The sequence below is a fragment of the Chania multitudinisentens RB-25 genome (genome assembly GCF_000520015.2).
Taxonomy (GTDB): Bacteria; Pseudomonadota; Gammaproteobacteria; order Enterobacterales; family Enterobacteriaceae; genus Chania; species Chania multitudinisentens.
In genome coordinates this window covers 847,809-872,877 of sequence record NZ_CP007044.2, presented here as the reverse complement: position 1 = coordinate 872,877, position 25,069 = coordinate 847,809, and the positions used below count along the sequence as shown (strand labels likewise).

Here is a 25,069-nt window from a genome sequence, read left to right as displayed (position 1 = left end):
CGGAAAATAGGCAAAAAAATGCCCGCATCAGCGGGCACTAGAGTGGGGAAAGTGGGGTTATTTCTGTGCTTCGTTGAAGCGTTTTGCGGCTTCGTCCCAGTTCACCACGTTCCAGAACGCCTTGATGTAATCTGGGCGGCGGTTCTGGAATTTCAGGTAGTAGGCGTGTTCCCACACATCCAGACCGATAATCGGGAAACCGGAAGCGCCAGCTACCGCTTCGCCCATCAACGGGCTGTCTTGGTTAGCGGTAGAAACCACGGCCAGCTTGTTACCTTTCAGTACCAGCCAGGCCCAGCCGGAGCCGAAACGGGTGGCGGCGGCTTTCTCGAACTCTTCCTGGAATTTCTCAACGCTGCCGAAATCGCGCTCAATGGCGGCTTTCAGATCGCCTGACAGGGTGGTACCGGTTTTCAGGCCTTTCCAGAACAGGCTGTGGTTAGCGTGGCCGCCTGCGTTATTACGCATGAAGGTGCGCTTGTCAGCAGGTACTTTATCCAGATCCTGGATCAGCGCTTCAACGCTCAACGAAGCCAGCTCAGGGTAAGCTTCCAGCACGGTGTTGGCATTGTTGACATAGGTCTGGTGGTGTTTGGTGTGGTGGATTTCCATGGTCTGCTTATCGAAATGCGGTTCCAGTGCGTCGTAAGCATAAGGCAGTGATGGCAGTGAATAACTCATAATCATCGTCTCCAGTGGGTGTTAGGCGGCGCAAAGCATGAGCACCGTATAAACAGTGGGTTCTATTATAGTTAATTAAATGATATTGAAAATGATTATCAATGCCTTATTGATTGTATGGTTTTTATTTGGATCGTTGAGCCCCGCTCGCTGCTGGTAAGCGTTTCTAATCTCAAGCGATTTTCCGCATCTTGCTCTGCCCTGGGTGGAGCGTAGATACTCTGTGGGGGTGCATGGCCTGGTGAAAGAAACTTGCCACTGCCGAGTGCGGCGGTTCCGTGATGAGTACCGCCATACTTTGCCCCTTTCCCGAATGGGAAAGGGGTTTTGCTTTGCAATTCAGCAGAATGAATCTATTTTTATCCAGAACTGAAGCGAAGTATTTCTGTTATAACAACGTAAGCCATCAACCTATTGCCATTCCGCGAATTTTTCTTTCAAAGCTTGCCATTTCACGGTGTTTTCATCATCCAATTGTTCAGAGAGCCCCCAGAAACCATGGCTGGCATACGAGGAGGCTAACATATAGTAGATAAAGGTATCGCCACCCGCATCCTGCCAATTTTGTAGCAAGGTTTTGATGATTTCTTTCATACGCGGGTCACTATTGGCAGCGAGTTTATTATCGAAATTAACCTTATCAAGGAGGCTAGGTCCTCCTTCATAAGCGAACATTTTGAGATTATATTGATCTGCTAAATCTCTCATGGCATGGAAACGATCGACGGAGACTGTTTGAACATATTCATTCATTCTCTCAAGTATCTCATCAACGGATAGCATTAAATTACTCGGCGTATCCCCTGCTTTAGAGATCATCTCAATATAAGCGCTGGTAGAAATACCATAGATATAGTTATGAGGAGAGCCATACATCTGATTTAAATATTGTAATTGGTCGGGGAGTTTACCTGCCTTGGTGCTTCTTAATGACCAGTTTTCCCATGCCAGCATAGGGCGAACTCGCGTCATCATGGCGGCATCGCCAAAAACTTCACGGAAAATATCACTAATATGTTTTACTTTCCAAGCATAATGCCGGCCCAGGAAGGCATATTCCATTTCAGTTTTATAGGTCAGGCAATTGGCTTTATTACCAGAAAGACCTGAGTAATAATTATCAGGATCGCCACTAATAAGCACTTTATCACAGGCAGCTTTTCCGACTTCCTTTCTTTGTGCAAAATAGGGTTTTTCCAGCTCATTCCAAACTTCGTTGCTGAATTCTATATAGAGCTTGCGTTCACTATTTAGGTTGTTTTTAAATAGCAACGCTAAATTACGAATATAGTCATCGCTTGCTAAGTGAGGAACGTTAATCCAAGGGTCTTTACCCGTCATATTTGATAATTCAATTACATATTCCCAAGACATTCCGGCGGGCCTGCCTTTAAACTGCCGTTGCTGAGTGGCATAACTTTTAGCTGTTCGCTCACTCCATTCGGCAATTTTTGAACCATTAGTGCCGGTTGTTTCCATAAAACGAATAATACCAAAAATTTTATTATCTTCAGCTTTAAGCCGTTGCAGGAATACGGCGTTAAACGTGTCTGAAGCATAATGTTGAGGCCGTAATAAACGAACGTCTTTTACTCCGCCAACGATCCCCTCAAAGGTGAAATAGAGATTGCTTTTATTATCATAATTCACATCGGCATAGTAAGTTTGTGTTAAGGCATCATAGGTTACCGTTAATAACTTACCGCCAGCCTTGACCACCATTTGTGCCGTACCCTGCCCTTTGAAGGACAACTTATAGCTTCCTGATGGGTGTGGTTTTACTTGAAGATGATCTGCATTTACTGCCATGGGTAATACGCCAGCGTCTCCAAGAGGCCAGCCATTAGCATCGGTAGCAATAGGAGTATTAAGGCCCTCCCAAGCGGCGGATACCGCTGCAAAAGGTCTGGCCTGCTTCATGGCATCATTAAAGAAATGCTCTGATGACCAATCATCCACATTACCAAGGTTAATCCCAAGCGCCGGTAAATCATCATTCGGCGGAGTTTGGGCATAAAACACGACACCCTCATTCGTCCATCCACTGGTTTCCAGCGTTTTTATCTCGTTTTTATCGACAGCAAAACGGTGCATGGTTCCTGATACCAAGCGATAAACGGGCAGTGATGTACAGGCTGTTGAGCTTTTTGCTACGAAGAAACTCACGCCTTGATTAGCGTAGCCGTATTTTTGTGTGGCATTAGTGAGTTCGCTTTGGCTTGCCGTCCACAGAAAATCATTCGTGCTTGAGTTATATAATCGATAACCAGGCACTAATTCGCTGTGAGGCAGACTAGCGGCATAAAATAAAGCGCCTCGATTATCAGTAAATCCATATTTTACGGAATTAACGACTTCAGATTCTGTCAGGGTGAGTAAATTGGCTTTAGTCGTGGGATTGATAAGTTGAACAACGGGGCTGGTTAATTTCAATTCTGTACACTCTATGGCACTGACCACTCCCGAATGTATTAATAATGCCAAGAAGAGAGTAAAGAGCGTTAACCTCAATTTACTGAACAATAAATACATATGAAACTCCTTTCTTATGTGATGATGCCTCTAATTGGTTGAATTTTATCTACAACACAAGTCTTTAAGGTTGGCTGCTGGCCAGCATTAATGTCCATGATTCCTGCTGGAAGCCCGCTTTGGTTTAGCACCACGGCTAGAGCCTAAGGCCAGGATGGCCGCTACCGTGAGTGCTGGGGCATATTTTACTAACTTTCAGTTGGTTACGCTACGCTAACCGGGCTGGGAAACTGCCAATCAGTACTTGGCGTGATTAAACTGGCACAGTGGATTGGGTAAATGCGGGAAGGCGTATTGAAAAGCGTTGTTAATGGTTTTCGCTGTACGCAGTGCGCCATACGGCAGCTTATTCAGCGTAATAAGCGTTGATGGCGGCTGTTGTTAATCGAGGAGTCGTTGCGGATGGGTAAATACCGTGGCCCGGCCCGGCTTGCTGAAACCGACTAACGTCAGATTGCTGCGCTCGGCGATCTCCACCGCCAGCGAAGTGGCAGCAGAAACCGCGAACAGGATTTCGACACCACACATGGCCGACTTTTGCACCATTTCATAGCTGGCACGGCTGGAAACCAGAATGGCCCCCTGCTGCCAGCCCTGTTTGGCGCGCAGGCCGAGCATTTTATCCAATGCCACGTGGCGGCCCACATCTTCGCAGCCACCCAGCAGTTCACCTTCTGGTGAGATCCAGCCAGCGGCGTGGGTGCAGCCGGTATGTTGGCCAACATCCTGTACCTGGCGCAGTTGCCCTAATGCACGATCAAGCTGAGCGAGCGAAAAGGTTTGGGTGAACGGCAGTGGCACCACCGGGCGAAAGATATCCGCCAACTGTTCAATACCGCAAACGCCGCAGCCGGTGCGGCCCGCCATCGCCCGGCGGCGTTCTTTCAGCCCGGCAAACCGGCGGCTGGAAAGTTCTATCTGCACTTCCAGGCCGTTGCAGGCCGGATTAATCTCTATACTGTAGATATCGTGCGGGGATTCGATGATGCCCTCCGACAGCGAAAAGCCCAGGGCGAAAGCCTCCAGATCCTTGGGGGTGCACATCATCACCACGTGGGAGATACCGTTATAGACCAGCGCCACCGGCACTTCTTCCGCCAGCCAGTCTTGCTGTGAACTGGCCAGTTGCCCACGCTGAAATACCGGGGCTTGTGTCATACCCGTGATTGGCGTCGCATTTATTGGCTGCTCTGGGTCTATTTTGTTCACTTTACTGGTACCTGTTTGTAACAACCTCAAGTCCGCTATGGTATCATCACAGCGTCGTTGTGGCCCTCTGGCCAAACCAACATAAGAACAGTGATTTTAGCGCTTCCCGCTTTGCTGGGGAAAGCGCCATTTGAAACAATGTGACAACACGAGTGAAAGGAGACCCCCATGCAGGTCAGCAGAAGGCAGTTCTTTAAGATCTGCGCTGGCGGTATGGCAGGAACGACGGTCGCTGCGCTGGGGTTTGCCCCGGCTGTAGCGTTAGCGGAAACCCGGCAGTACAAACTGCTGCGCGCCCGCGAAACCCGTAATACCTGTACGTATTGTTCCGTCGGCTGCGGGCTGTTGATGTACAGCCTTGGTGATGGTGCTAAAAACGCCAAAGAGAGTATCTTCCACATTGAAGGGGACCCGGATCACCCAGTCAACCGGGGTGCGCTTTGCCCGAAAGGCGCAGGTCTGGTGGATTACATCCACAGCGAAAGCCGCCTTCAATACCCGGAATATCGCGCGCCAGGTTCCGACAAATGGCAGAGAATCAGTTGGGATGATGCTTTTACCCGCATCGCCAAGCTGATGAAGGAAGACCGTGATGCCAACTTCGTTAAAACCAACGAACAGGGCGTTACCGTTAACCGCTGGTTAACTACCGGTATGCTGTGTGCCTCAGCCTCCAGCAACGAAACCGGCTACCTGACACAAAAATTTAGTCGCGCTCTCGGCATGCTTGCCGTAGACAACCAGGCGCGTGTCTGACACGGACCAACGGTAGCAAGTCTTGCTCCAACATTTGGTCGCGGTGCGATGACCAACCACTGGGTTGATATCAAGAACGCAGACTTAATTATCGTCATGGGCGGTAATGCGGCAGAAGCGCATCCGGTGGGGTTCCGCTGGGCGATGGAAGCCAAAATTCATAATAAAGCCAAGCTGATCGTGATCGATCCGCGCTTTACCCGTACCGCATCGGTGGCGGATTTCTACACGCCTATCCGTTCAGGAACCGACATCGCCTTCTTGTCGGGCGTATTGCTGTACTTGATCAACAATAACAAGATTAACCGCGAATACGTTGAAGCCTATACCAACGCCAGCCTGCTGGTGCGTGAAGATTTCAGCTTTGACGATGGCCTGTTCAGTGGCTACGACGCGGAAAACCACAAGTACGATAAAACCACCTGGAACTACCAGCTTGACGAAAACGGCTTTGCCAAGCGTGACGTCACTCTGCAAGATCCGCGCTGCGTGTGGAACCTGCTGAAACAGCACGTTAGCCGCTATACGCCAGAGGTGGTGAACAATATCTGCGGTACGCCAACCGAAGATTTCCTGAAAGTTTGCGAATATATCGCTGAAACCAGCGTGCACAACAGAACCGCTTCGTTCCTGTACGCTCTGGGCTGGACACAGCACTCGGTCGGCGCGCAGAACATCCGCACCATGGCGATGATCCAGCTGCTGCTTGGCAACATGGGCATGGCAGGGGGCGGTGTGAACGCACTGCGTGGCCACTCTAATATCCAAGGGTTGACCGATATCGGCCTGCTGTCACAAAGCCTGCCGGGCTACATGACGCTGCCTTCTGAAAAACACCTGGATCTGGACACCTACCTGAAAGCCAATACGCCAAAAGCGCTGTTGCCAGGCCAGGTGAACTACTGGAGCAACTACCCGAAATTCTTTATCAGCCTGATGAAGAGTTTCTACGGTGACAACGCGCAGAAAGAAAACAGCTGGGGCTTTGACTGGCTGCCGAAGTGGGACAAAGGCTACGACGTTCTACAGTACTTTGAAATGATGCATCAGGGTAAGGTCAACGGCTATATCTGCCAGGGCTTTAACCCGGTCGCCTCGTTCCCAGACAAGAACAAGGTGGTGGCAGCGCTTTCCAAGCTGAAATTCCTGGTGACCATCGATCCGCTGAATACTGAAACCGCCACTTTCTGGCAGAATCACGGCGAATCGAACGACGTGAATCCAGCGGAAATTCAGACTGCTGTGTTCCGTTTGCCGTCCACCTGTTTTGCCGAAGAGAATGGTTCGATCGTCAACTCCAGCCGCTGGTTGCAGTGGCACTGGAAGGGAGCCGATGCGCCAGGCGAAGCGCTGAACGACGGCGAAATTCTGGCCGGGCTGTTAACGCGCCTGCGTGAGATGTATGCCCATGACGGTGGTGCAGTACCTGAACAGGTGCTGAACATGAGCTGGAACTATCTGACACCAGATAATCCAGCGCCAGAAGAAGTGGCAATGGAAAGCAACGGTAAAGCGCTGGCGGATATTCTTGATCCAGATGGCAAAGTGTTGGTGAAAAAGGGCGAACAGCTCAGCACCTTCGCACATCTGCGTGATGATGGCACCACCGCCAGCGGCTGCTGGATGTTTGCGGGCAGCTGGACGCCAGCGGGCAACCAGATGGCGCGGCGTGATAATGCCGATCCGTCCGGTTTGGGTAACACGCTGGGTTGGGCCTGGGCTTGGCCGCTCAATCGCCGCATTCTGTACAACCGTGCTTCAGCCGATCCTGCCGGTAAACCTTGGGATGCCAAACGCCAACTGCTGGCGTGGGACGGAGCCAAGTGGAGCGGGGCAGATATCCCCGACTACAGCGCTGCTGCACCGAACAGCGACGTTGGGCCGTTTATCATGCAGCCGGAAGGTATGGGCCGCCTGTTTGCCATCGATAAAATGGCAGAAGGGCCGTTCCCTGAACACTACGAGCCGTTTGAAACGCCGCTTGGCACCAACCCATTGCACCCGAACGTGGTGTCCAACCCGGCCGCGCGCGTGTTCAAAGACGATCTGGCCGCCATGGGTAAAGCCGACAAGTTCCCTTACGTGGGCACTACTTATCGCCTGACCGAACACTTCCACTACTGGACCAAGCACTCGCTGATTAACGCGATTACGCAGCCGGAGCAGTTTGTGGAGATTGGTGAAAAACTGGCTGCCAAGAAAGGCATTAAGCAGGGCGATACGGTGAAAGTCAGTTCCAACCGTGGCCATATCAAAGCCAAAGCGGTGGTTACCAAGCGTATCCGCACGCTACAGGTGAATGGGCAGGAAGTGGACACCATCGGTATCCCGATTCACTGGGGTTACGAAGGGGTCACGAAGAAAGGCTTTATCGCTAACACGCTGACGCCGTTTGTTGGCGATGCCAACACGCAAACGCCGGAATTCAAGGCGTTCCTGGTTAACGTGGAAAAGGTGTAACGGAGACGAATTATGGCAATGCAATCTCAAGACATCATTCGTAAATCCGCAACCAATGGTTTCACACCGGCTCCGCGTGCTCGTGACCATAAGGAAGAAGTCGCGAAGCTTATCGATGTCACCACCTGTATCGGCTGCAAGGCCTGTCAGGTGGCCTGTTCTGAGTGGAACGATCTGCGCGATGAAGTTGGGCATAACGTCGGGGTGTATGACAACCCGGCCGATATGACCGCCAAATCGTGGACGGTGATGCGCTTCTCCGAAGTGGAGGAGCACGGCAAACTGGAGTGGCTGATCCGCAAAGACGGCTGTATGCACTGTGCCGATCCCGGCTGCCTGAAGGCTTGCCCGGCGGAGGGTGCGATTATCCAGTACGCCAACGGCATCGTTGATTTCCAGTCTGAGCACTGTATCGGTTGTGGCTACTGCATCGCCGGTTGCCCGTTCGATGTGCCGCGCATGAATAAGGAAGACAACCGGGTGTACAAGTGTACCCTGTGCGTTGACCGTGTTGATGTGGGCCAGGAACCGGCCTGTGTGAAAACCTGCCCGACGGGAGCAATTCACTTTGGCACTAAGGACGCGATGAAAGAAGTTGCGGCGGAACGTGTCAGTGAGCTGAAAACCCGTGGTTACCAGAATGCGGGCCTGTATGATCCTGCGGGCGTAGGCGGTACTCACGTCATGTATGTGCTGCATCACGCCGATAAACCACAGCTGTACCATGGTTTACCGGACAACCCGACCATCAGTCCGGCGATCACCTTCTGGAAAGGGGTGTGGAAACCGCTGGCGGCCATTGGTTTTGCTGCCACCTTTGCAGCCAGTGTGTTCCACTATGTTGGCGTTGGCCCGAACCGCGTTGACGAAGAGGAGGAGCACAACGAGCTGCACGATGAGGAGACGCGCAAATGAGAAAGGAAAAGCCAATTCAGCGCTACAGTGCGCCGGAGCGGATTAACCACTGGATCGTGGCGTTTTGCTTTATTCTGGCAGCCGTCAGTGGGCTGGGGTTTTTCTTCCCCTCCTTCAACTGGCTGATGAACATTTTCGGAACGCCGCAGCTGGCGCGTATTCTGCACCCCTTCGTTGGGGTGATTATGTTCGCCGCGTTCCTGCTGATGTTCCTGCGCTACTGGAAGCATAATCTGATCAACCGGGAAGATATCACCTGGGCAAAAAACATCCACAAAATCGCCATGAACGAGGAAGTGGGTGACACCGGGCGCTACAATTTCGGGCAGAAATGTGTATTCTGGGCAGCGATCATCAGCCTGGTGCTGTTGATGGCCAGTGGGATTGTCATCTGGCGGCCATATTTTGCCCCAGCGTTCTCAATCCCTCTGATCCGCATCGCGTTGCTGGTGCATTCGCTGGCGGCAGTTGTGTTGATTATCGTGATTATGGTGCACGTTTATGCCGCTCTGTGGGTAAAAGGCACCATTACTGCGATGGTTGAAGGCAAGGTGCCGGCCGCTTGGGCCAAGAAACATCATCCGCGCTGGTACCGTGAGGTCCGCGAGAAACAACAGGAAAACAAACCCTGATGAGTATCCGCATCGTTCCTAAAGAGCAGTTAGGGGCACAGCGCGAGAAGTCCACAACGGCGGAAACCATTCCGCCGTTACTTTTCGCCAATCTGAAAAGCCTGTATACCCGCCGAGCCGAGCGTTTGCGCCAGTTGGCGGCAGACCATCCGCTGGGTGACTATCTTAACTTTGCCGCCAGCATCGCAGCAGCGCAGAACAACGCGTGCCACGATAATCCGTTGGTGCTGGATCTCGGTGTTGCACTGGCTCAAGGGGCTGCCAGCGGTAAACCACCGCTGGATGCCAGCCTCTATCTACGCAGTGAGCACTGGCATAAACTGTTGGCCTCGTTGATTGCTGAACTGCGCCCGCAGGCACCAGAACATGTGCTCCCAGTGCTGGAAAATCTGGAAAAATCCTCTGCTCGTGAACTGGAGCTGATGGCCAGTGCGTTGTTGAGCAATGAATTTGCCAAAGTGGGTAGCGATAAAGCGCCGTTTTTGTGGGCCGCGTTGTCGCTGTACTGGGCGCAGATGGCCAGCCAGATCCCTGGTAAGGCGCGCGCAGAATACGGTGAGCATCGCCAGTTCTGCCCGGTGTGCGGCAGTATGCCGGTTTCCAGCATGGTGCAGATCGGCACGGTAAATGGCCTGCGTTATTTGCACTGCAACCTGTGCGAAAGCGAGTGGCACGTGGTGCGGGTGAAATGCAGCAACTGCGAGCAAACGCGCGATCTCAACTATTGGTCACTGGACAGTGAGCAGGCGGCGGTGAAAGCAGAAAGCTGCGGCGATTGTGGCACTTACCTGAAAATCCTCTATCAGGAAAAAGATCCGCAGGTGGAAGCGGTAGCCGACGATCTGGCTTCATTGGTGCTTGATGCCAAGATGGAAGAAGAAGGTTTTGCCCGCAGCAGTATCAATCCTTTCCTGTTCCCTAGTGAGTAATGCCGGCGCCCTCTCCTTATCAGGTGAGGGCGTGCCGCTAATTTTGGCCTGGAATCTGGCAAACACTGGGCCGAGTTGCTAGGGTTACGCCATGACGCGTAAAGCGAAAGGAAGGGTATCATGTTAAAAACCATTGCCAGATTGGTGGCGTGTGCTCTGTTGCTGGCTGGGCTGGCAGCCTGTGATAACCAAGACACTAACAAGCCAGAAGTTCCCAAACCGGAAACGAAGCCGGTCGTTACTCAGCCAATAACGCCGGCCCCCACGCCACCGCCAGAAACCAAACCTGCTCCCGGTTTGCACGTTTCGCTGCAAAAGGGCAAGATCACGTTTGAATTACCCGCCGGTTTCAGCGATCAAACCCAGTTGAGCGGCATTATCAACGACGACAAATCCATCATCCAACTGTTCCTTGACAGTAAAGCACGCCAGCGTACTGTGGCTTCTGAAGTGATCCCGCCAGCCGGTATGAAACTGAATACCAGCGATGCCATGCTGAAAGAACTGACACAAAGTATGATTACCGAACTGGCTGACCGTTATCAGAACATCAAGAAAACCAAAGAAGAAAATTTCACCGTTGATGAGCAGAAATTCCACCGTTTGGATACCGAGCAGACGGTGAATGGGCAGAAAGTGGTTTCCACCATTGTGCTGACGGTATTCAATAAACGGGTGGTGACGTTGCAGATGTTATCGCCAGCCAAAACGCCGCAGGTGCATCAGGCGCTGGTGCAGCGGATTATTGATACGTTGGTGGTGAAATAGCGGATTTCAGCCCCAACCCACTAAAAATTGCATACTGAGCGACCATGAGCACTGAATCTCAGCAACTTTACAGCCAATTACCCGCCATCGACCGCCTATTGCGCGATCCTGCCGTTGAGCCCGCCGTGGCCAAATATGGGCAAACGCTGATTAGCGAGCTGCTGCGCCAGATGCAGGCGCAGGCGCGCGAGGCGATTAAAGCTCGTCAGCAATTGCCTGAATGGTGCCACAACTGGCCGCAGGCGTTGCTCACGCGCCTGAACCAGCAACAACGGTTGGCATTACAACCGGTGTTTAACCTCAGCGGCACCGTGCTGCATACCAATCTGGGGCGAGCCTTGCTGGCACAACCGGCGATCGAGGCGGTGGTGAACGCAATGGGGGCCGCAGTGACGCTGGAGTACGATCTGGAAGGGGCTGGGCGAGGTCATCGCGATCGGGCCGTGGCAGACTTGTTGTGCCAGCTTACTGGCGCAGAGGATGCCTGTATCGTTAACAACAATGCGGCGGCGGTATTGCTGATGCTGGCGGCGATCGCACCTGGTCAACAGGTGGTGGTATCGCGTGGTGAACTGGTGGAGATTGGCGGTGCGTTCCGTATCCCCGATGTGATGCGTCAGGCGGGTTGCCAACTGGTGGAGGTGGGCACCACCAACCGCACCCATCTGAAAGACTACCGCAGCGCCATCAACGAGCAAACCGGCTTGCTGATGAAGGTGCATACCAGTAACTACAGTATTCAAGGTTTTACCGCCGCGGTGGATGAAACAGAACTGGCGATGTTAGGCCGTGAACAAGGCATCCCTGTCGCCACCGATCTGGGCAGCGGTTCGCTGATCGATATGGCGCAGTATGGGCTGCCAGCAGAACCCATGCCCCAACGCTTGATCGCTGCGGGCGTGGATTTGGTGACATTCTCCGGCGATAAGCTGCTGGGTGGCCCGCAGGCCGGGATTATTGTGGGTAAAAAAGCGTTGATCGCCCGCTTGCAGCAGCACCCGCTGAAGCGCGCATTACGGGTTGGCAAAATAACGCTGGCGGCGCTGGAAGCCACGCTGCGACTGTATCAGCAACCGGAATTGTTGGCCGCGCAGCTGCCGACGCTACGCCTGCTGACCCGCCCGCAACAAGAGATGCAAGCCAGCGCCGAGCGGTTACTGGGCCAGTTGGTTCCCTATTTTGCCGAGCAGTTCGAACTGCGTGCGGAAGCCTGCTGGTCGCAGATTGGCAGTGGTTCACTGCCGATAGATCGTTTGCCCAGCTATGCGTTGACCTTTGCTCCGCGCGATGGCCGTGGTTCTACGCTGGAACATCTGGCGCAACGCTGGCGCAGTTTGCCACAGCCGGTGATTGGCCGGGTTCACGACGGCAAGCTGTGGCTCGATCTGCGCTGCCTGGAGCAAGAGAGCGCATTGGTTGAGGTGTTGAGCGCATGATTATTGCCACTGCGGGCCATGTCGATCACGGTAAAACCACATTATTGCAGGCGCTTACCGGCATTAATGCCGATCGTCTGCCGGAAGAAAAACGCCGTGGCATGACTATCGATCTCGGCTATGCCTATTGGCCGCAGCCGGATGGGCGTGTGCTGGGTTTTATTGATGTCCCAGGCCACGAGAAATTTCTTGGCAATATGCTGGCGGGGATTGGCGGCATCGATCATGCATTGCTGGTGGTGGCCTGTGATGATGGTGTGATGGCGCAAACTCGCGAGCACTTGGCTATTTTGCGTTTGAGTGGCCGCCCACCATTAACGGTGGCGCTGACCAAGGCCGATCGCGTAGATGAAGCCCAAATAGCCCAAGTGCGTTCGCTAATTGCTGCCGAACTGGCGCAGCAAGGCTGGCGAGATGTCTCGTTTTTTGTCACCGCCGCTGCGCAGAATCGGGGGATCGAAGCTTTGCGCCAGCACCTTCTGGCGTTACAGCCGGGCGAACATGCATTGGCACGCCGCTTCCGGCTGGCGGTAGATCGCGTATTCAGCGTGAAAGGCGCAGGGTTGGTGGTGACCGGCACGGCATTGGGGGGCAGCGTGAATGTGGGAGACACGTTGTGGCTGACCGGTGCCGATGTGCCAGTGCGGGTGCGGGGGCTACATGCGCAAAATCAGCCAACGGATCGCGCCGTTGCCGGGCAACGTATTGCGCTGAATATCAGCGGGGATGTTGATAAGGAGCAACTGGCGCGTGGGGATTGGCTATTGGAACAACCACCGCCAGCCGCCGCCGAGCGCATCTTGGTGGCGATTGATGCGGATGTGCCCTTGCAGCATTGGCAACCGTTGCACCTGCATCATGCCGCCAGCCATATTACGGGCCGTATTGCGCTACTAACCGGCAATCTGGCGGAGTTGCTGCTCGATCGCCCGCTGTGGTTGGCGGAAAACGATTGTTTGGTATTGCGGGATATCAGCGCGCGCCAAACTTTGGGCGCTGCGCGCGTGCTGGTGTTAGCAGCCCCCAAACGCGGCAAGCGCCAGCCGGGTTATCTGGCCTGGCTGGAGGCGCTGGCTCAGGCGCAGAACGACGCGCAGGTATTGGATTTGCGCCTGCCAGGTGGGGCGTTGAATCTGGCCGCTTTTGCCTGGGCGCGGCAGCTGACCCACAGCGGGTTGGCACCGTTGCTGGCAGAGCGTGAATTGCTGATTGCTGGTGAGATGGCGTTGGCGCAGGCTAATGCGCAACAAAAAGAGCAACGTATGTTGCAGGTGCTGGCTGAATATCATCAACAGCATAGCGATCAACTGGGATTGGGGCGTGCCCGCCTGCGGCGTATGGCTCTGCCGGGGGTGGATGAAGCGTTGGTGTTTATGATGATTGAGCGGCTGCTGGCGGCGGGTTTACTGTGTAATACGCGTGGCTGGCTGCATTTGCCCGAACATGGTCTGGCGTTCAGCACTGAACAACAGGCGTTGTGGGCACGTATCGAACCCCTATTCGGGAGTGAAGCCTGGTGGGTACGCGATCTGGCTACCGCCCTGGGTGAAGATGAAAACGCTGTTCGCGCTGCGCTGCGTAAAGCGGCCCAGTTGGGTTATGTGACGGCTGTGGTAGTGGATCGCTACTATCTCAGCCAGCGTATTGAACAATTTGCGGAGCTGATTCGGGAACTGGATGCGATACAAGGTAGCACCAATGCCAGTGATTTTCGCGATCGGCTGGGCGTTGGCCGCAAACTAGCGATTCAAGTGCTTGAGTTTTTTGATCGCAGTGGCTTTACCCGCCGTAAGGGTAACCAGCATCTGCTGCGGGATAGCGGGCTATTTGGTGGTTAAAAAATGCGGCGTGATCCGTTGCGCCCAGTTTAAAAATTTGTGATCCCCTTCCTGTCATTGATTATATTTTCGCCTCTCTGCGCGATAAGCGCCTATCTTTTAAGTTGGAAATTTTTTCCCCGCGCATAAGGAGATAGGACATGACCAACAGTATAACGGCAATTCACGTCACGCCAGACAATACCGGTTTTCCCCTCAAGCTGAAAAAACGTTACGACAACTTTATTGGTGGTGAATGGGTGCCCCCGGCTCAAGGGGAATACTTTACCAATCTGACCCCAATCACTGGTCAGGCGTTGTGTGAAGTGGCCAGTTCTTCTGCGCGCGATGTTGAGTTGGCGCTGGATGCGGCCCACGCTGCCAAAGGTGCCTGGGGTAAAATGTCGGTGCAGGCGCGTGCCAATCTGCTCAACCAGGTGGCTGACCGCATGGAACAGAATATCGCTCTGCTGGCGGCCGCGGAAACCTGGGACAATGGTAAACCAATCCGTGAAACTACCCATGCTGACGTCCCGCTGGCGATCGATCACTTCCGCTATTTTGCTGCCTGTGTGCGGGCGCAGGAAGGGGGGATCAGTGAGATTGATGCTGAAACCGTGGCCTATCATTTCCATGAACCGCTTGGCGTAGTCGCGCAGATCATCCCGTGGAACTTCCCGCTCTTGATGGCCTGCTGGAAGATGGCGCCGGCGCTGGCGGCGGGTAACTGTGTTGTGCTGAAACCCGCCAAGCTCACGCCGCTGTCGGTGCTGATGCTGATGGAATTGATTCAGGATATTTTGCCGCCGGGTGTGATCAACGTGGTCAATGGCGCAGGTGGTGAAGTCGGGGAATATCTGGCCACTTCCAAACGTATCGCCAAGGTGGCGTTTACCGGCTCAACCGAAGTCGGCCGGCAAATTATGGGTTACGCCACGCAGAATATCATTCCGGTCACGCTGGAGCTGGGGGGGAAATCGCCAAACATCTTCTTTGCCGACGTGATGGATAAAGAAGATGCCTTCTTCGATAAAGCGCTGGAGGGCTTTACGCTATTCGCCTTCAACCAGGGGGAAGTCTGTACCTGCCCGAGCCGGGCGCTGGTGCAGGAATCCATTTATGAGCGTTTTATGGAGCGGGCGATCAAGCGGGTGGAAAGTATCCGCAGTGGTAACCCGCTGGACGCAACGACCCAAATGGGGGCGCAGGTGTCTGAAGGGCAGATGAAAACCATCCTCAACTATATTGAGATTGGCAAACAAGAGGGGGCGAAGGTGTTGACCGGCGGGCGGCGTAAGACGCTGGACGGCGGGTTGGCGGCAGGTTATTACTTGGAGCCGACCATTCTGTTTGGTAAAAACAGCATGCGTGTGTTCCAGGAGGAAATTTTTGGCCCGGTGTTGGCGGTAACCACTTTCAAAGATATGGACGAAGCGCTGGCGCTGGCTAATGATACCGAGTACGGCCTTGGTGCTGGGGTGTGGAGCCGCAATGGCAACGTTGCCTACCATATGGGGCGTAATATTCAAGCAGGCCGCGTTTGGACTAACTGTTACCACGCTTACCCGGCCCATGCGGCGTTCGGTGGTTACAAACAGTCCGGGATCGGGCGTGAAACCCACAAGATGATGCTGGAACACTATCAGCAGACCAAATGCCTGTTGGTAAGTTATTCCGAGAAACCGCTGGGGTTGTTCTGATTGATGTGAGGCCGTGTTCTTTGAGGTGTAATTGAAGGATACGGCTAGGTAGGGCTCCGCTTGGAGCCCTACTGACTGAGAGAGTTATACCGCTTCGGCCAGGTTATGGTGTTTACGGAGAAACAGCGCCACCAGCGCCAGCCAACACAGGCCGCTCAGGAGATTGAACAGGTTAAACCACCCGCTCCCGCCCCAGACATAGGCCACCTTGGCGAATTCGATACCCGCAGTGAATACCAACATACTCAGCATCCCCATGGTCGCTGAGACGGTGCCTTTGCTGATCTCGCTGGAGAACAGCGTTAAACGATACAGCCCGGCGTTTGCCAGCCCGATACCGTAGGCATACAGGCTTAACCCGGCGGTCATCCACAGATAAGCATGGGCCGAGAACACCGTAGCCAGCGCGGCAATCAATAGCCCTACTAGCATCGGCCCGGCCCCCAATTTAATCGGGCGCTCAATACTGAACTTGTCAGCCAGGCGGGCCAACGTCAGGTTGCCGAGGATCAGCGCACCAAACACCGGGATCTGTAACAGGCCATATTCCAGCGTAGAAAGCGATTCGCCGCTGATCAAAATCACCGGCGACTGGGCAATCCAGGCCAGCAGCGGCAGGCTGGCAAACCCGATAGCCAGCGCCCCATAAATAAAACGGCGGTTGGTCAATACCTGCCGATAATCGCGCCACAGATTGGCGGCAGAGAAGGCTTCCCCCTGCAAAGTGGCGGTTTCCGGCATGGCTTTCCACAGGCCGACAAAAGAAATGGCTGCCAAGACGGCAAAGATCACAAACATACTTTGCCATGGTGCAACATAAATCAGCGCGGCTCCGGCCAGCGGCCCCAGCAGCGGGGCGATTAATGCCACGTTAGCCATCAGCGCGGTGATCTTGATACAGACTGACTCTTCAAAAGCTTCCTGAATAGTGGCGTAGCCCACTGCGCCGATAAAGCACAGACCAATCCCTTGCAGAAAGCGCATCACGATGAACTGCTCAATGTTGGTGACCAACAAGATCGCCAGGCAGGCCACGATAAAGAAGGCTACTCCGGCCAGCATCACCGGGCGGCGGCCGCGGCGATCCGACAATGGGCCAAGCAACCATTGCAGAAAGATACCGCCAGCCAGATAGGCGGTCATGGACGTCGGCACCCACTCAACGCCGGCGTTAAAATCGGCCACCACCGCCAGCATACCGGGCTGGATCATATCGTTGGCGATATAGGTGGTGAATTCGAATAGCACCAGACAAAGTGGGAATAAAAGCGCCTGTCGGCCCAGACGTGCCGCAGGGGGTAATGTTGTTTTCATATTTATACTACTGATTAAAATGAAGAAATAAGAAACTGTCAGGGCGGGAAGCGCAGTCTGAGCGAGTTATGGTGGCTATTTTGCCGTCAATTGCTCGCCTTGGCAATCATAAGGTGAGCCCGATCCTGGCGTTGCTGGGCGCGGCGAAGCTGGCGGCCGGAGGAGAATCCGGCGGTTAACGCGGCTTTCTCCAGCCCGTAACCCTGTTGTAAGCGCTGTTGAGCTACGGCCAACCGCAGTTGTTCATGATATTCCCGCACGCTGATGCCGATATGCTGGCGGAACAAACGGGCCAGATGGCGGCTGCTGACATGCGCTTTTTCTGCGACTAACGGAACCGACCAATCGGCTTCTGGTTCAGCGGCCATCACATCCTGCGCTCGGTGCACGGCCGGATGCAGATGGTTGCGATAGCGTAACCAAGGGGAAAGCTGTGGATCGTCGCCCGAACGGCGAAAATAAATCACCATTTCACGTGCGATCTCCAGCGCACGGTTGGCGCCGCACTGTTGATTAACCAGATGCAGGGCCAGATCGATCCCGGCGGTGATGCCCGCGCTGGTAAATACACCACGATCTTCCACAAAGATACGGTTTTCTCTCACCTGCGCGGCCGGTGCCTGCTGGCGCAGGCGTGTAAGTACGTTGTGATGAGTGGTGCAGTGGTAACCATCAAGCAGCCCTGCCTGCGCGGCCAACAAAGCACCTGAACACACACAGACCAGACTGAAACGCTGCTGTGCCAGTGCGGGTTGTAACCCACTCAACCATTGCCGGGCCTGAGCGGCCTCTTGATTAGCAAAAAACGTGGTTGAATCTGCCACGCCCGGCACCACCAGGATATCACCGTCGGCCAATTGTGCGGGCAACGGCGGTAACTGGCCGATGGTCATACCGATGGAACAGGTTACCTGCGGTACCGGGCTGACATAGTGCAATTGAAACTGGCTGGAAAGCCGCAAAACTTCTGCCGGGCCGCTGACATCCAGTGACAGCACGTTGGGTAACATCAGAAAGTAAACGGCCTTGGGCATGGTGATTCCTATCACAGTTGAGCTAATACCTCATCGACGCTGGCAAGCGTGGCGAAACGGTTGACCAGTACGGTTTCAGTATGCCGTTTCAATTGCTCTGGGGTAAAGAGGGTGCCATCAGGATGCTGCATCGGGAACGTCAGCGTCGCTTCGGTGACAAACGTCACTTTATAGCCCAGATCGGAGGCCACGCGGGTGGTGGTTTCACAGCACTGTTCAGTACGCATACCGCTGATGATCAGATGATTGATCTGGCGTTCACGTAGCCAGGCGTCCAGGCCCGAATCGGTCAGCGCATTATGTACCTGCTTATGTACGGTAACATCTGCCTGATGCGTCAGAAACGGCAGGCGCTTCACGTAACCAGATGCCAGAGAAAACGGCCCTTCCGCTGCGACGTGGAAAACATCGACCAATGCGACGCCTTGCCGTTGGCAACCTGCGATTAGGCGTGTTAACGCCTGTTGAAACGCTGGTAAGTCATGTTCCTGCCAGAATGGGCGGTGTTGGAATGAGTGCTGAACATCGATAATCAATAATGCGCTATGAGACATTTTCGGCCTTCCTTTATTGGTGAGTAGTGCCATATTGCACGGTCAGTCTGATTGAAGAAAGGCCAAAAACGGCCATCAATATGGCACAGACGGACCAGAATTTAGTGTGGAAGGCGCTGTTCTAACAACAGGCCATCAAATCCAATGACGTTGTTAGGAAGGTTGGCAACTAAGGAGTAAATTATTCTCTTTATTTTTTTGTGACCAGTATCTCACTGGATGTGCCGAGGAGAGGGTTTAAATTATTTAACCTGTTGTATTTAATGTTTTTTATTTGTTTTGATCTATATTTTTATTTTTTCGATAAGAGAATAATATTCTCTTGACATTAAAAATAAATGAAAAATATAAAAAGTATTTCTCTGCGCAAAACTATAAGATAAAGATAAATAAAGTCACTGATTAATTTTTTAAAATGAAAAAATGACTTATTAATTTATGTAATTGGTGCTATCACCCATGAGGCAAACAAATAAAGACATTATTAGTATAATGACAGATAAATAAATATTACTGTTTGACAGTGAAGCCTAATATCATTTTTTATGATAAGTGGTAAACTATTATTAAAACTCAAAGGGATACATAATGAAAAAAACAAAAACAAAAACAAAAACAAAAACAAAAACAAAAGCAATTGCGACGCTGGTGATCCATGCCGGGGATCAGGTTGATCGTGGTAATAATGCTATTTTTCCGCCTATTACCACTGCCAGTTCCTTCATTCAGCCGAATTTAGGTGAAGAAGGGGAGTTTTGTTATTCCCGCTGTAGCAACCCGACAAGATATGCCTATGAAACGGCGTTGGCTGAGCTAGAAGGTGGGGTCTATGCTACGGCAACGGCTTCTGGTATGGCAGCCACGGCACTCATATTGGAATTGCTGCCGAAAGACGCCCATGTATTAGTGATGAAAGGGGTTTATGGCGGGACTTATCGCTTGTTTGAACGGCTGCGTAAACAAACATCGGGTACCACATTCAGCTATGTCGATCTGAACGATCTTGCAGCAGTAGAAAGCCATATTCAGGAGAATACGCGTTTAATCTGGATTGAAACGCCCACTAACCCACTTTTGGAATTGGTTGATATTAAGGCGGTGTGCCAGATTGCGAAAGACAAGGGCATTATCAGCTGCGTAGATAACACCTTTGCCAGCGCCTGGAACCAACGGCCTCTCACCTTAGGTGCTGATATCGTTATGTTATCTACCAGTAAATATATTGGTGGGCATTCTGATCTGATTGGTGGTGCAGTGATTACCAATGTGCAGGATATTGCAAAGCAACTGGATTTCTGTAAAACCACGGTGGGGGCTATAGCGTCTCCGTTTGACGCTTATTTGGCATTACGTGGTATGAAAACACTGGATGTCCGTATGGAGCGCCAATGCAGTAACGCTTTAAAAATTGCGCGATTTTTAGAGCAGCATCCTAAGGTACTTGATGTTTATTACCCAGGGCTGGAATCTCATCCTCAATATCAGTTGTGTAAAAAACAAATGCGTTCTGGTGGTGCGGTAGTCAGTATCCGGTTGAAAGGTGAGATAACGGAAGTTAAAACCTTTATTGCTAAGTTAAATTATTTTGTTTTAGCCGAATCACTAGGGGGCGTTGAAAGTATGATTAACCATTCTGCATCAATGTCTCATGGTTCAATGTCCAAGGAAGAGAAGGAAAATATAGGCATATACGATACAACACTACGCCTTTCAATAGGCATCGAGGATATTAATGATTTAATATCAGATGTAGAACAAGCCCTTTCCTTTATACAATGATTAATAGGGTGGACATATGCATGATTATGGCGTGTGGACAATTATAACTCCGCTAGTAACTATTTGCTTAGCAATTTTTACTCGGCAGGTAATATTGTCATTATTAATGGGAATAGTCGTTGGATTTACGGTTATTAACGATCACAATATCATTCAGGGGATCAGTGGTACTTTAAATGGAATTATCGATACGTTTTCTTCTCCTGGTAATACACGCACCGTTATTTTTATGGTGATGATCGGCGGGATCATGCGCTTGATTGTTGTTACCGGGGGGGTAAGAAGTTTAGTTCGGGCCTTAACAGAAAAGACCCAGTTTGTTACCAATAAAAAAGCGGTACAGCTGCTGGCGATGGTGATTACTTCAATTATATTCATTGAAAGTTCAATCAACCAGCTTATTGCCGGTGCATCGACCAAAGATCTGGCCAAAAGATACGGTCTGTCACCGGAAAAAATGTCTTACATTATTCAAACTTCATGTGTATCGGTCTGCTCTTCAGCAATGATTAATGGTTGGGGAGCGGCCATGATGGGGGTGATCGGTGTTCAGATAGCGAAAGGATACATTGATGGCCAGCCATTTGAAATTCTAGCCAGATCAATGGTGTGGAATCTTATGGCATGGTTCTCGCTGGCATCAGTGCTGTTCTATATTTTCTCTGGTGCATCCTGGGGGCCAATGAAGAAAGCTGAAGTGAATTTTGTCAGCAAGCAGGACCAGCATGTTGAGAAAGAAAAAGATGAGGTTATTGATCATCCGGCATGTAATTCATTATTGAATTTCTTGATTCCTATCCTATCGACCGTCATTACTGTACCGGTAGCGCTTTATGTCACAGGAGATGGTGATTTTACGAAAGGTAGTGGCTCAATGTCGGTTTATAGCGCCGTTATGTTTGGCACCGCCGTCTCTTTTATTTGGTTCTGCGCCCGAGGCATCCTGAATATAGAATCCTTCTTTAAAGAGTTGTATATCGGTTACGCCAGCATGGTGAAGATCAGCTCAATTATGGTGTTGGCATTCTTGATGGGGAACGTCTCTGCTGACCTTAACACCGGGCAATATATCGCTACGATCACCTCCGGTGTGATCCCTCCTGGGTTCTCCATTGGCTTTATTTTTATTATCAGTGCCATTATGTCGTTAGCGACGGGAACCTCATGGGGAACGTTTGCTATTATGATTCCCATCGGCGTTCAGTTGGGTGTTTCTGTCGGCATGCCAGTGGAATATATGATCGGTGCAGCTATCACGGGCTCTATTTTTGGTGACATGACATCACCTATCTCGGGGGATGCTATCGTGGCATCTATGGCAACAGACTGTGACCATATTGAGCATATTCGAACACAAATGCCCTACGCGATTGCAACGGCGGGTATTGTTCTGGCGATCTATCTCTATCTTGGTTTTACGGTATAACGCGCTGGCATTTTGCCTCTCTACCAAATAAGAACGCCTACGTATGTCACTGCCAATAATGCCATTATAAAGGTTTATAATGGCATTATTTTCAGATTGCTTTAGAGGTTTTACGGTGTAAACAATCACGATAAACGGTATCAAAAGCAGCAATTGATACCAGCGGATATCAAAATACCTGAAAACGAAATTCCCCCCGTTTTTTTCCGCCCAATGCAGCCTTTAACACTTTATATTCCAGTCGGTTATCTCTTGGTGTCAGTTTTTCTCGAATACTGCCCAACGATTTGTGTAAGCTCTTGAGAGTGAGAGGCAAACGTAAAACTGATACATATACCTCATTTGTTAACAATTTAACTACATTTAAAAAACATAAAACATACAATGCTGTTTCCTTCCAGTCTCGGTCGGAATTCCTTGCGTCACAACGGTGCTTGCCATTGGGGCACGCCCGGTAGTTTGGGAAAATAAACGCTATCAAGGAGGTTTCTATGTTCAAACCTACAATGGTCACTCGCTTTGTTTTGTCGGCCACATTATTAACAGGCTTGGGAACCACCGCCAGTGCAGAGGAAAAAGTGCAACTGGTGCAACAGGATAATCCTTATTTTAAACAGGCACAGGGACAATTGCGGCAAATATTGGCTCAACCACGCAATACCAACCAGGCCAAAAACGTCATCCTGGTGGTGGGGGATGGCATGGGTTTTTCTACCGTTACCGCGGCGCGTATTTTTGAAGGACAACAGCGCGGTGTTGACGGTGAATCCAACGTGCTGGCGTGGGAGGCATTTCCCTATCTGGCTGCCGCCAAAACCTACTCTGACAACGCCCAGATTACCGATTCCGCCCCCAGTGCCGTTGCCATGACTACCGGCGTCAAAACCATCAACGATCTGATGGGGCTGGATCATACGGCACGGCTCAACAATTGTGAGGATCAGAAAACCAAGGCTGTCACCACCTTATGGGAAATGGCCGCGTCCGTTGGCATGGCGACCGGTGCTGTTACCACCGCCACGGTTACCCATGCGACACCGGGCGCAACTTACGCCCATATTGCCAACCGTGATTGGGAATCTGATGCCAAAATGCCTGCTGAAGCGTTGTCGGCAGGCTGCCATGATATTGCTCGCCAACTGGTAGAGATGAAGTACGGCAATGGCCTTAACGTTGCTATGGGTGGCGGCCGCGCCAACTTTTTACCCGACAGCGTCATTGATCCAGAATATCCCGATAAAAAAGGTAAAAGGCAGGATGGCCGCGATCTGACGGCAGCCTGGCTTAAACGTTATGGTGAGCGTGGCAGCTACATCTGGAATCAGGCACAGTTTGATAAGCTTGATCCTGCCAAGGTTGATCATTTACTGGCCTTGTTTGAACCTTCACATATGCAGTTCGAACATGATCGGCCGAGGGATGCGGCAGGTGAACCCTCGTTGGCGGAAATGACAGGGAAAGCCATTGATATTCTGGCTAAAAACCCCGAAGGTTACCTGTTGCTGGTGGAAGGCGGGCGCATTGATCATGGTAGCCATGATGGTAATGCCTATCGTACCCTGACGGATGCCGTGGCCCTTAATGACGCGGTGAAAACTATCCTTAATAAGGTCAATCTTGACGAAACGCTGGTGGTGGTCACTGGTGACCACAGTCATACGCTCACTATTTCCGGTTATGCCAAACGGGGTAATCCAATCCTTGGTATTTCCGTTAACGTTGAGGGTAAAACTCAGTTAGGCAGCGACGGTAAACCCTATACCACCATCGGTTTTGCTAATGGCCCTGGTGGCACGATCCCCTTGCTGGAACGCCCCGCTCTCACTATGGATCAGGCCAAAGCGCCTGACTTTATCCAACCCGCGCTGGTGCCGCTGAAGAGTGAAACCCATGGCGGTGAGGATTTGGGCATCTACGCGATTGGTCCTTGGGCGCATCTGTTCCAGGGCACGGTTGAAGAGAATTACACCTTCCATGTGATGAACTACGCCAGCCGCATCGGTGAACGCCTGTCAACCCGGTAAAACGCCGCATTAGTGCAGGTGGTGAGATATAAAGCATCGCATTGTCGGTGCTTTATTTTTTCTTACAGGACTGTGCTTTGTGCGTAGGTATTTAACGGAGAGGGGGGGATAAACCGATAAAACAGAAAGCGCGGTATCAGTCTTCGTTTCCGGCGTCAGGCCAGAAAGCGCTAGCTGCGCCGCGCCTAGTTAGCAGCAATGTTTATGCAGGTACTGCTTGTGGCACTTGCCAGTTTTCGTGATAGATATGTTCTGCCTGTTCTTGCGTGGCAGCATAGTCACCAGTGAGTCGATAGGCAACGGTGAAGGCAAAATCAAACGCAGCCCCTGGCCCTTTGCCACTGATCAGATTACCGTCTTCAACCACTTTTTCAGCCACATAAGTACCATCTACCACACCGCGATGTAGTTCACCGGAACAAACATAACGGCGGCCTTGCAGCAACCGGTTGACGGCGAGCACGCGAGCGGCAGCGGAGCACAGTGGGCAAATCAGCTTGGTAGCCTGATCGTGACGGCGGATAAACTCCACGGCCATCGAATTATCCGCCATGTTGGCAGTCGCCTGCGGCCCACCGGGGATCACCACGGCGTCATACAGGACATCCATACGGCGTTCTAGCAGAGCATCGGCGAACATACGCATCTTATTGTAGCTGCGGAGTTCCAGCCGATCCTGGCAGGACAGCAGTTCCACATCAATTCTCAGACGACGCAACACGTCGATCACGATAACCGCCTCAGCTTCTTCAAATCCTTCGGTCAACAGGACGGCAACTTTCTTGGTCATAGCATCTCCAGCAATGTACGGGTTAATGAACCCGGGCAGGATTAGGATAGCAGAGAAAAAGGGGAAATTTTGGCCGGGAGATAAAGTGTAAGAAGAGGATCGCGGAAACATGTTTTCCCCCTTAGCGCCGGGGAGGATTCGCGCTATAATCTGCCACTTGCTTCCGATTCCCAGAGGAAGATCCTCGTCCCCGGTGGGGCGGCTGGACTTCAAATCCAGTTGGGGCCGCCAGCGGTCCTGGGCAGGTTCGACTCCTGTGATCTTCCGCCATTCGATGTATTCTGAACTCTCCTGAATTCAACTAACACCCCGT

Annotated in this window: 18 protein-coding genes and 1 tRNA gene; 12 read left to right on the top strand and 7 right to left on the bottom strand. The window is 52.0% G+C overall.

Annotated elements, in window-relative coordinates; translation table 11 throughout:
- Positions 1-57: 57 nt before the first annotated feature.
- The 3 genes from sodA to fdhD form a co-directional block, all read right to left on the bottom strand.
- Positions 58-681: a superoxide dismutase [Mn] gene (gene sodA, locus Z042_RS03760; RefSeq protein ID WP_024912862.1), complete on the bottom strand. Its 624-nt coding sequence runs from the start codon at positions 679-681 to the stop codon at positions 58-60.
- Positions 682-1,092: 411 nt separating this feature from the next.
- A complete protein-coding gene (locus Z042_RS03755) occupies positions 1,093-3,213 on the bottom strand; it encodes a hypothetical protein (protein ID WP_154666874.1) in 2,121 nt (706 codons plus the stop codon).
- Positions 3,214-3,594: 381 nt separating this feature from the next.
- Positions 3,595-4,371: a formate dehydrogenase accessory sulfurtransferase FdhD gene (gene fdhD, locus Z042_RS03750; RefSeq protein WP_417903531.1), complete on the bottom strand. Its 777-nt coding sequence runs from the start codon at positions 4,369-4,371 to the stop codon at positions 3,595-3,597.
- Between the two features lie 219 nt (positions 4,372-4,590).
- Here fdhD and fdnG point away from each other — a divergent pair, with 219 nt between their 5' ends.
- The 8 genes from fdnG to exaC all read left to right on the top strand — a co-directional run bounded on the left by fdnG (position 4,591) and on the right by exaC (position 15,835).
- Positions 4,591-7,638, top strand: coding sequence for a formate dehydrogenase-N subunit alpha (fdnG, locus tag Z042_RS03740; protein WP_154666873.1), 3,048 nt, complete (start codon positions 4,591-4,593; stop codon positions 7,636-7,638).
- A 12-nt stretch (positions 7,639-7,650) separates the two neighbouring features.
- Positions 7,651-8,553 carry a formate dehydrogenase subunit beta gene (gene fdxH / locus Z042_RS03735; protein WP_024912857.1) on the top strand — a complete coding sequence of 301 codons (903 nt, stop codon included), beginning with the start codon at positions 7,651-7,653 and terminating at the stop codon, positions 8,551-8,553.
- Positions 8,550-9,185, top strand: a complete 636-nt coding sequence (gene fdoI / locus Z042_RS03730) for a formate dehydrogenase cytochrome b556 subunit (RefSeq protein ID WP_024912856.1) — start codon at positions 8,550-8,552, stop codon at positions 9,183-9,185. Before fdxH ends, fdoI begins: the two co-directional genes overlap by 4 nt.
- On the top strand, positions 9,185-10,114 hold the full coding sequence (gene fdhE / locus Z042_RS03725; protein WP_024912855.1) for a formate dehydrogenase accessory protein FdhE: 930 nt from the start codon (positions 9,185-9,187) through the stop codon (positions 10,112-10,114). The genes fdoI and fdhE overlap by 1 nt, the downstream gene beginning before the upstream one ends.
- A 120-nt stretch (positions 10,115-10,234) precedes the next feature.
- The gene (locus Z042_RS03720; protein ID WP_024912854.1) at positions 10,235-10,882 is read left to right on the top strand and encodes a DcrB-related protein; all 648 of its coding nucleotides are present in this window, start codon (positions 10,235-10,237) and stop codon (positions 10,880-10,882) included.
- 44 nt (positions 10,883-10,926) lie between these two features.
- Complete coding sequence (gene selA / locus Z042_RS03715; protein WP_024912853.1) at positions 10,927-12,318, top strand: L-seryl-tRNA(Sec) selenium transferase; 1,392 nt, start codon at positions 10,927-10,929, stop codon at positions 12,316-12,318.
- Positions 12,315-14,156 carry a selenocysteine-specific translation elongation factor gene (selB, locus tag Z042_RS03710; protein ID WP_024912852.1) on the top strand — a complete coding sequence of 614 codons (1,842 nt, stop codon included), beginning with the start codon at positions 12,315-12,317 and terminating at the stop codon, positions 14,154-14,156. Before selA ends, selB begins: the two co-directional genes overlap by 4 nt.
- A gap of 140 nt (positions 14,157-14,296) precedes the next feature.
- The gene (exaC, locus tag Z042_RS03705; protein WP_024912851.1) at positions 14,297-15,835 is read left to right on the top strand and encodes an acetaldehyde dehydrogenase ExaC; all 1,539 of its coding nucleotides are present in this window, start codon (positions 14,297-14,299) and stop codon (positions 15,833-15,835) included.
- 84 nt (positions 15,836-15,919) lie between these two features.
- On the opposite strand, the gene Z042_RS03700 is transcribed toward exaC, so the two are convergent.
- The 3 genes from Z042_RS03700 to Z042_RS03690 all read right to left on the bottom strand — a co-directional run bounded on the left by Z042_RS03700 (position 15,920) and on the right by Z042_RS03690 (position 18,737).
- The gene (locus tag Z042_RS03700; RefSeq protein ID WP_024912850.1) at positions 15,920-17,149 is read right to left on the bottom strand and encodes an MFS transporter; all 1,230 of its coding nucleotides are present in this window, start codon (positions 17,147-17,149) and stop codon (positions 15,920-15,922) included.
- 86 nt (positions 17,150-17,235) lie between these two features.
- Positions 17,236-18,183: a GlxA family transcriptional regulator gene (locus tag Z042_RS03695; protein ID WP_024912849.1), complete on the bottom strand. Its 948-nt coding sequence runs from the start codon at positions 18,181-18,183 to the stop codon at positions 17,236-17,238.
- An 11-nt stretch (positions 18,184-18,194) separates the two neighbouring features.
- On the bottom strand, positions 18,195-18,737 hold the full coding sequence (locus Z042_RS03690) for an isochorismatase family protein (protein ID WP_024912848.1): 543 nt from the start codon (positions 18,735-18,737) through the stop codon (positions 18,195-18,197).
- Positions 18,738-19,325: 588 nt separating this feature from the next.
- Here Z042_RS03690 and Z042_RS03685 point away from each other — a divergent pair.
- The 3 genes from Z042_RS03685 to Z042_RS03675 all read left to right on the top strand — a co-directional run bounded on the left by Z042_RS03685 (position 19,326) and on the right by Z042_RS03675 (position 23,966).
- Entirely contained in the window at positions 19,326-20,516 is a 1,191-nt protein-coding gene (locus Z042_RS03685) for a trans-sulfuration enzyme family protein (protein WP_024912847.1), read from the top strand.
- A 16-nt stretch (positions 20,517-20,532) separates the two neighbouring features.
- The gene (locus Z042_RS03680; protein ID WP_024912846.1) at positions 20,533-21,942 is read left to right on the top strand and encodes a Na+/H+ antiporter NhaC family protein; all 1,410 of its coding nucleotides are present in this window, start codon (positions 20,533-20,535) and stop codon (positions 21,940-21,942) included.
- Positions 21,943-22,433: 491 nt separating this feature from the next.
- Complete coding sequence (locus Z042_RS03675; protein WP_024912845.1) at positions 22,434-23,966, top strand: alkaline phosphatase; 1,533 nt, start codon at positions 22,434-22,436, stop codon at positions 23,964-23,966.
- Between the two features lie 202 nt (positions 23,967-24,168).
- On the opposite strand, the gene Z042_RS03670 is transcribed toward Z042_RS03675, so the two are convergent.
- Complete coding sequence (locus Z042_RS03670) at positions 24,169-24,756, bottom strand: DJ-1/PfpI family protein (protein ID WP_024912844.1); 588 nt, start codon at positions 24,754-24,756, stop codon at positions 24,169-24,171.
- A 175-nt stretch (positions 24,757-24,931) separates the two neighbouring features.
- Between Z042_RS03670 and Z042_RS25850 the strand changes: the two genes are divergently transcribed.
- Positions 24,932-25,026, top strand: a tRNA-Sec gene (locus Z042_RS25850).
- The last annotated feature ends 43 nt before the right edge of the window (positions 25,027-25,069 follow it).

What these genes read in the sequence shown, in the direction of transcription:
- Z042_RS03690 (WP_024912848.1), bottom strand. Translation starts at nt 18,737, where the DNA reads ATGTCTCATAGCGCATTATTGATTATCGATGTTCAGCACTCATTCCAA.
- Z042_RS03755 (WP_154666874.1), bottom strand. Translation starts at nt 3,213, where the DNA reads ATGTATTTATTGTTCAGTAAATTGAGGTTAACGCTCTTTACTCTCTTC.
- fdhD (WP_417903531.1), bottom strand. Translation starts at nt 4,371, where the DNA reads ATGACACAAGCCCCGGTATTTCAGCGTGGGCAACTGGCCAGTTCACAG.
- fdoI (WP_024912856.1), top strand. Translation starts at nt 8,550, where the DNA reads ATGAGAAAGGAAAAGCCAATTCAGCGCTACAGTGCGCCGGAGCGGATT.
- Z042_RS03680 (WP_024912846.1), top strand. Translation starts at nt 20,533, where the DNA reads ATGCATGATTATGGCGTGTGGACAATTATAACTCCGCTAGTAACTATT.
- selA (WP_024912853.1), top strand. Translation starts at nt 10,927, where the DNA reads ATGAGCACTGAATCTCAGCAACTTTACAGCCAATTACCCGCCATCGAC.
- exaC (WP_024912851.1), top strand. Translation starts at nt 14,297, where the DNA reads ATGACCAACAGTATAACGGCAATTCACGTCACGCCAGACAATACCGGT.
- Z042_RS03670 (WP_024912844.1), bottom strand. Translation starts at nt 24,756, where the DNA reads ATGACCAAGAAAGTTGCCGTCCTGTTGACCGAAGGATTTGAAGAAGCT.
- Z042_RS03695 (WP_024912849.1), bottom strand. Translation starts at nt 18,183, where the DNA reads ATGCCCAAGGCCGTTTACTTTCTGATGTTACCCAACGTGCTGTCACTG.
- Z042_RS03720 (WP_024912854.1), top strand. Translation starts at nt 10,235, where the DNA reads ATGTTAAAAACCATTGCCAGATTGGTGGCGTGTGCTCTGTTGCTGGCT.
- Z042_RS03700 (WP_024912850.1), bottom strand. Translation starts at nt 17,149, where the DNA reads ATGAAAACAACATTACCCCCTGCGGCACGTCTGGGCCGACAGGCGCTT.
- sodA (WP_024912862.1), bottom strand. Translation starts at nt 681, where the DNA reads ATGAGTTATTCACTGCCATCACTGCCTTATGCTTACGACGCACTGGAA.
- Z042_RS03685 (WP_024912847.1), top strand. Translation starts at nt 19,326, where the DNA reads ATGAAAAAAACAAAAACAAAAACAAAAACAAAAACAAAAACAAAAGCA.
- Z042_RS03675 (WP_024912845.1), top strand. Translation starts at nt 22,434, where the DNA reads ATGTTCAAACCTACAATGGTCACTCGCTTTGTTTTGTCGGCCACATTA.
- fdhE (WP_024912855.1), top strand. Translation starts at nt 9,185, where the DNA reads ATGAGTATCCGCATCGTTCCTAAAGAGCAGTTAGGGGCACAGCGCGAG.
- selB (WP_024912852.1), top strand. Translation starts at nt 12,315, where the DNA reads ATGATTATTGCCACTGCGGGCCATGTCGATCACGGTAAAACCACATTA.
- fdxH (WP_024912857.1), top strand. Translation starts at nt 7,651, where the DNA reads ATGGCAATGCAATCTCAAGACATCATTCGTAAATCCGCAACCAATGGT.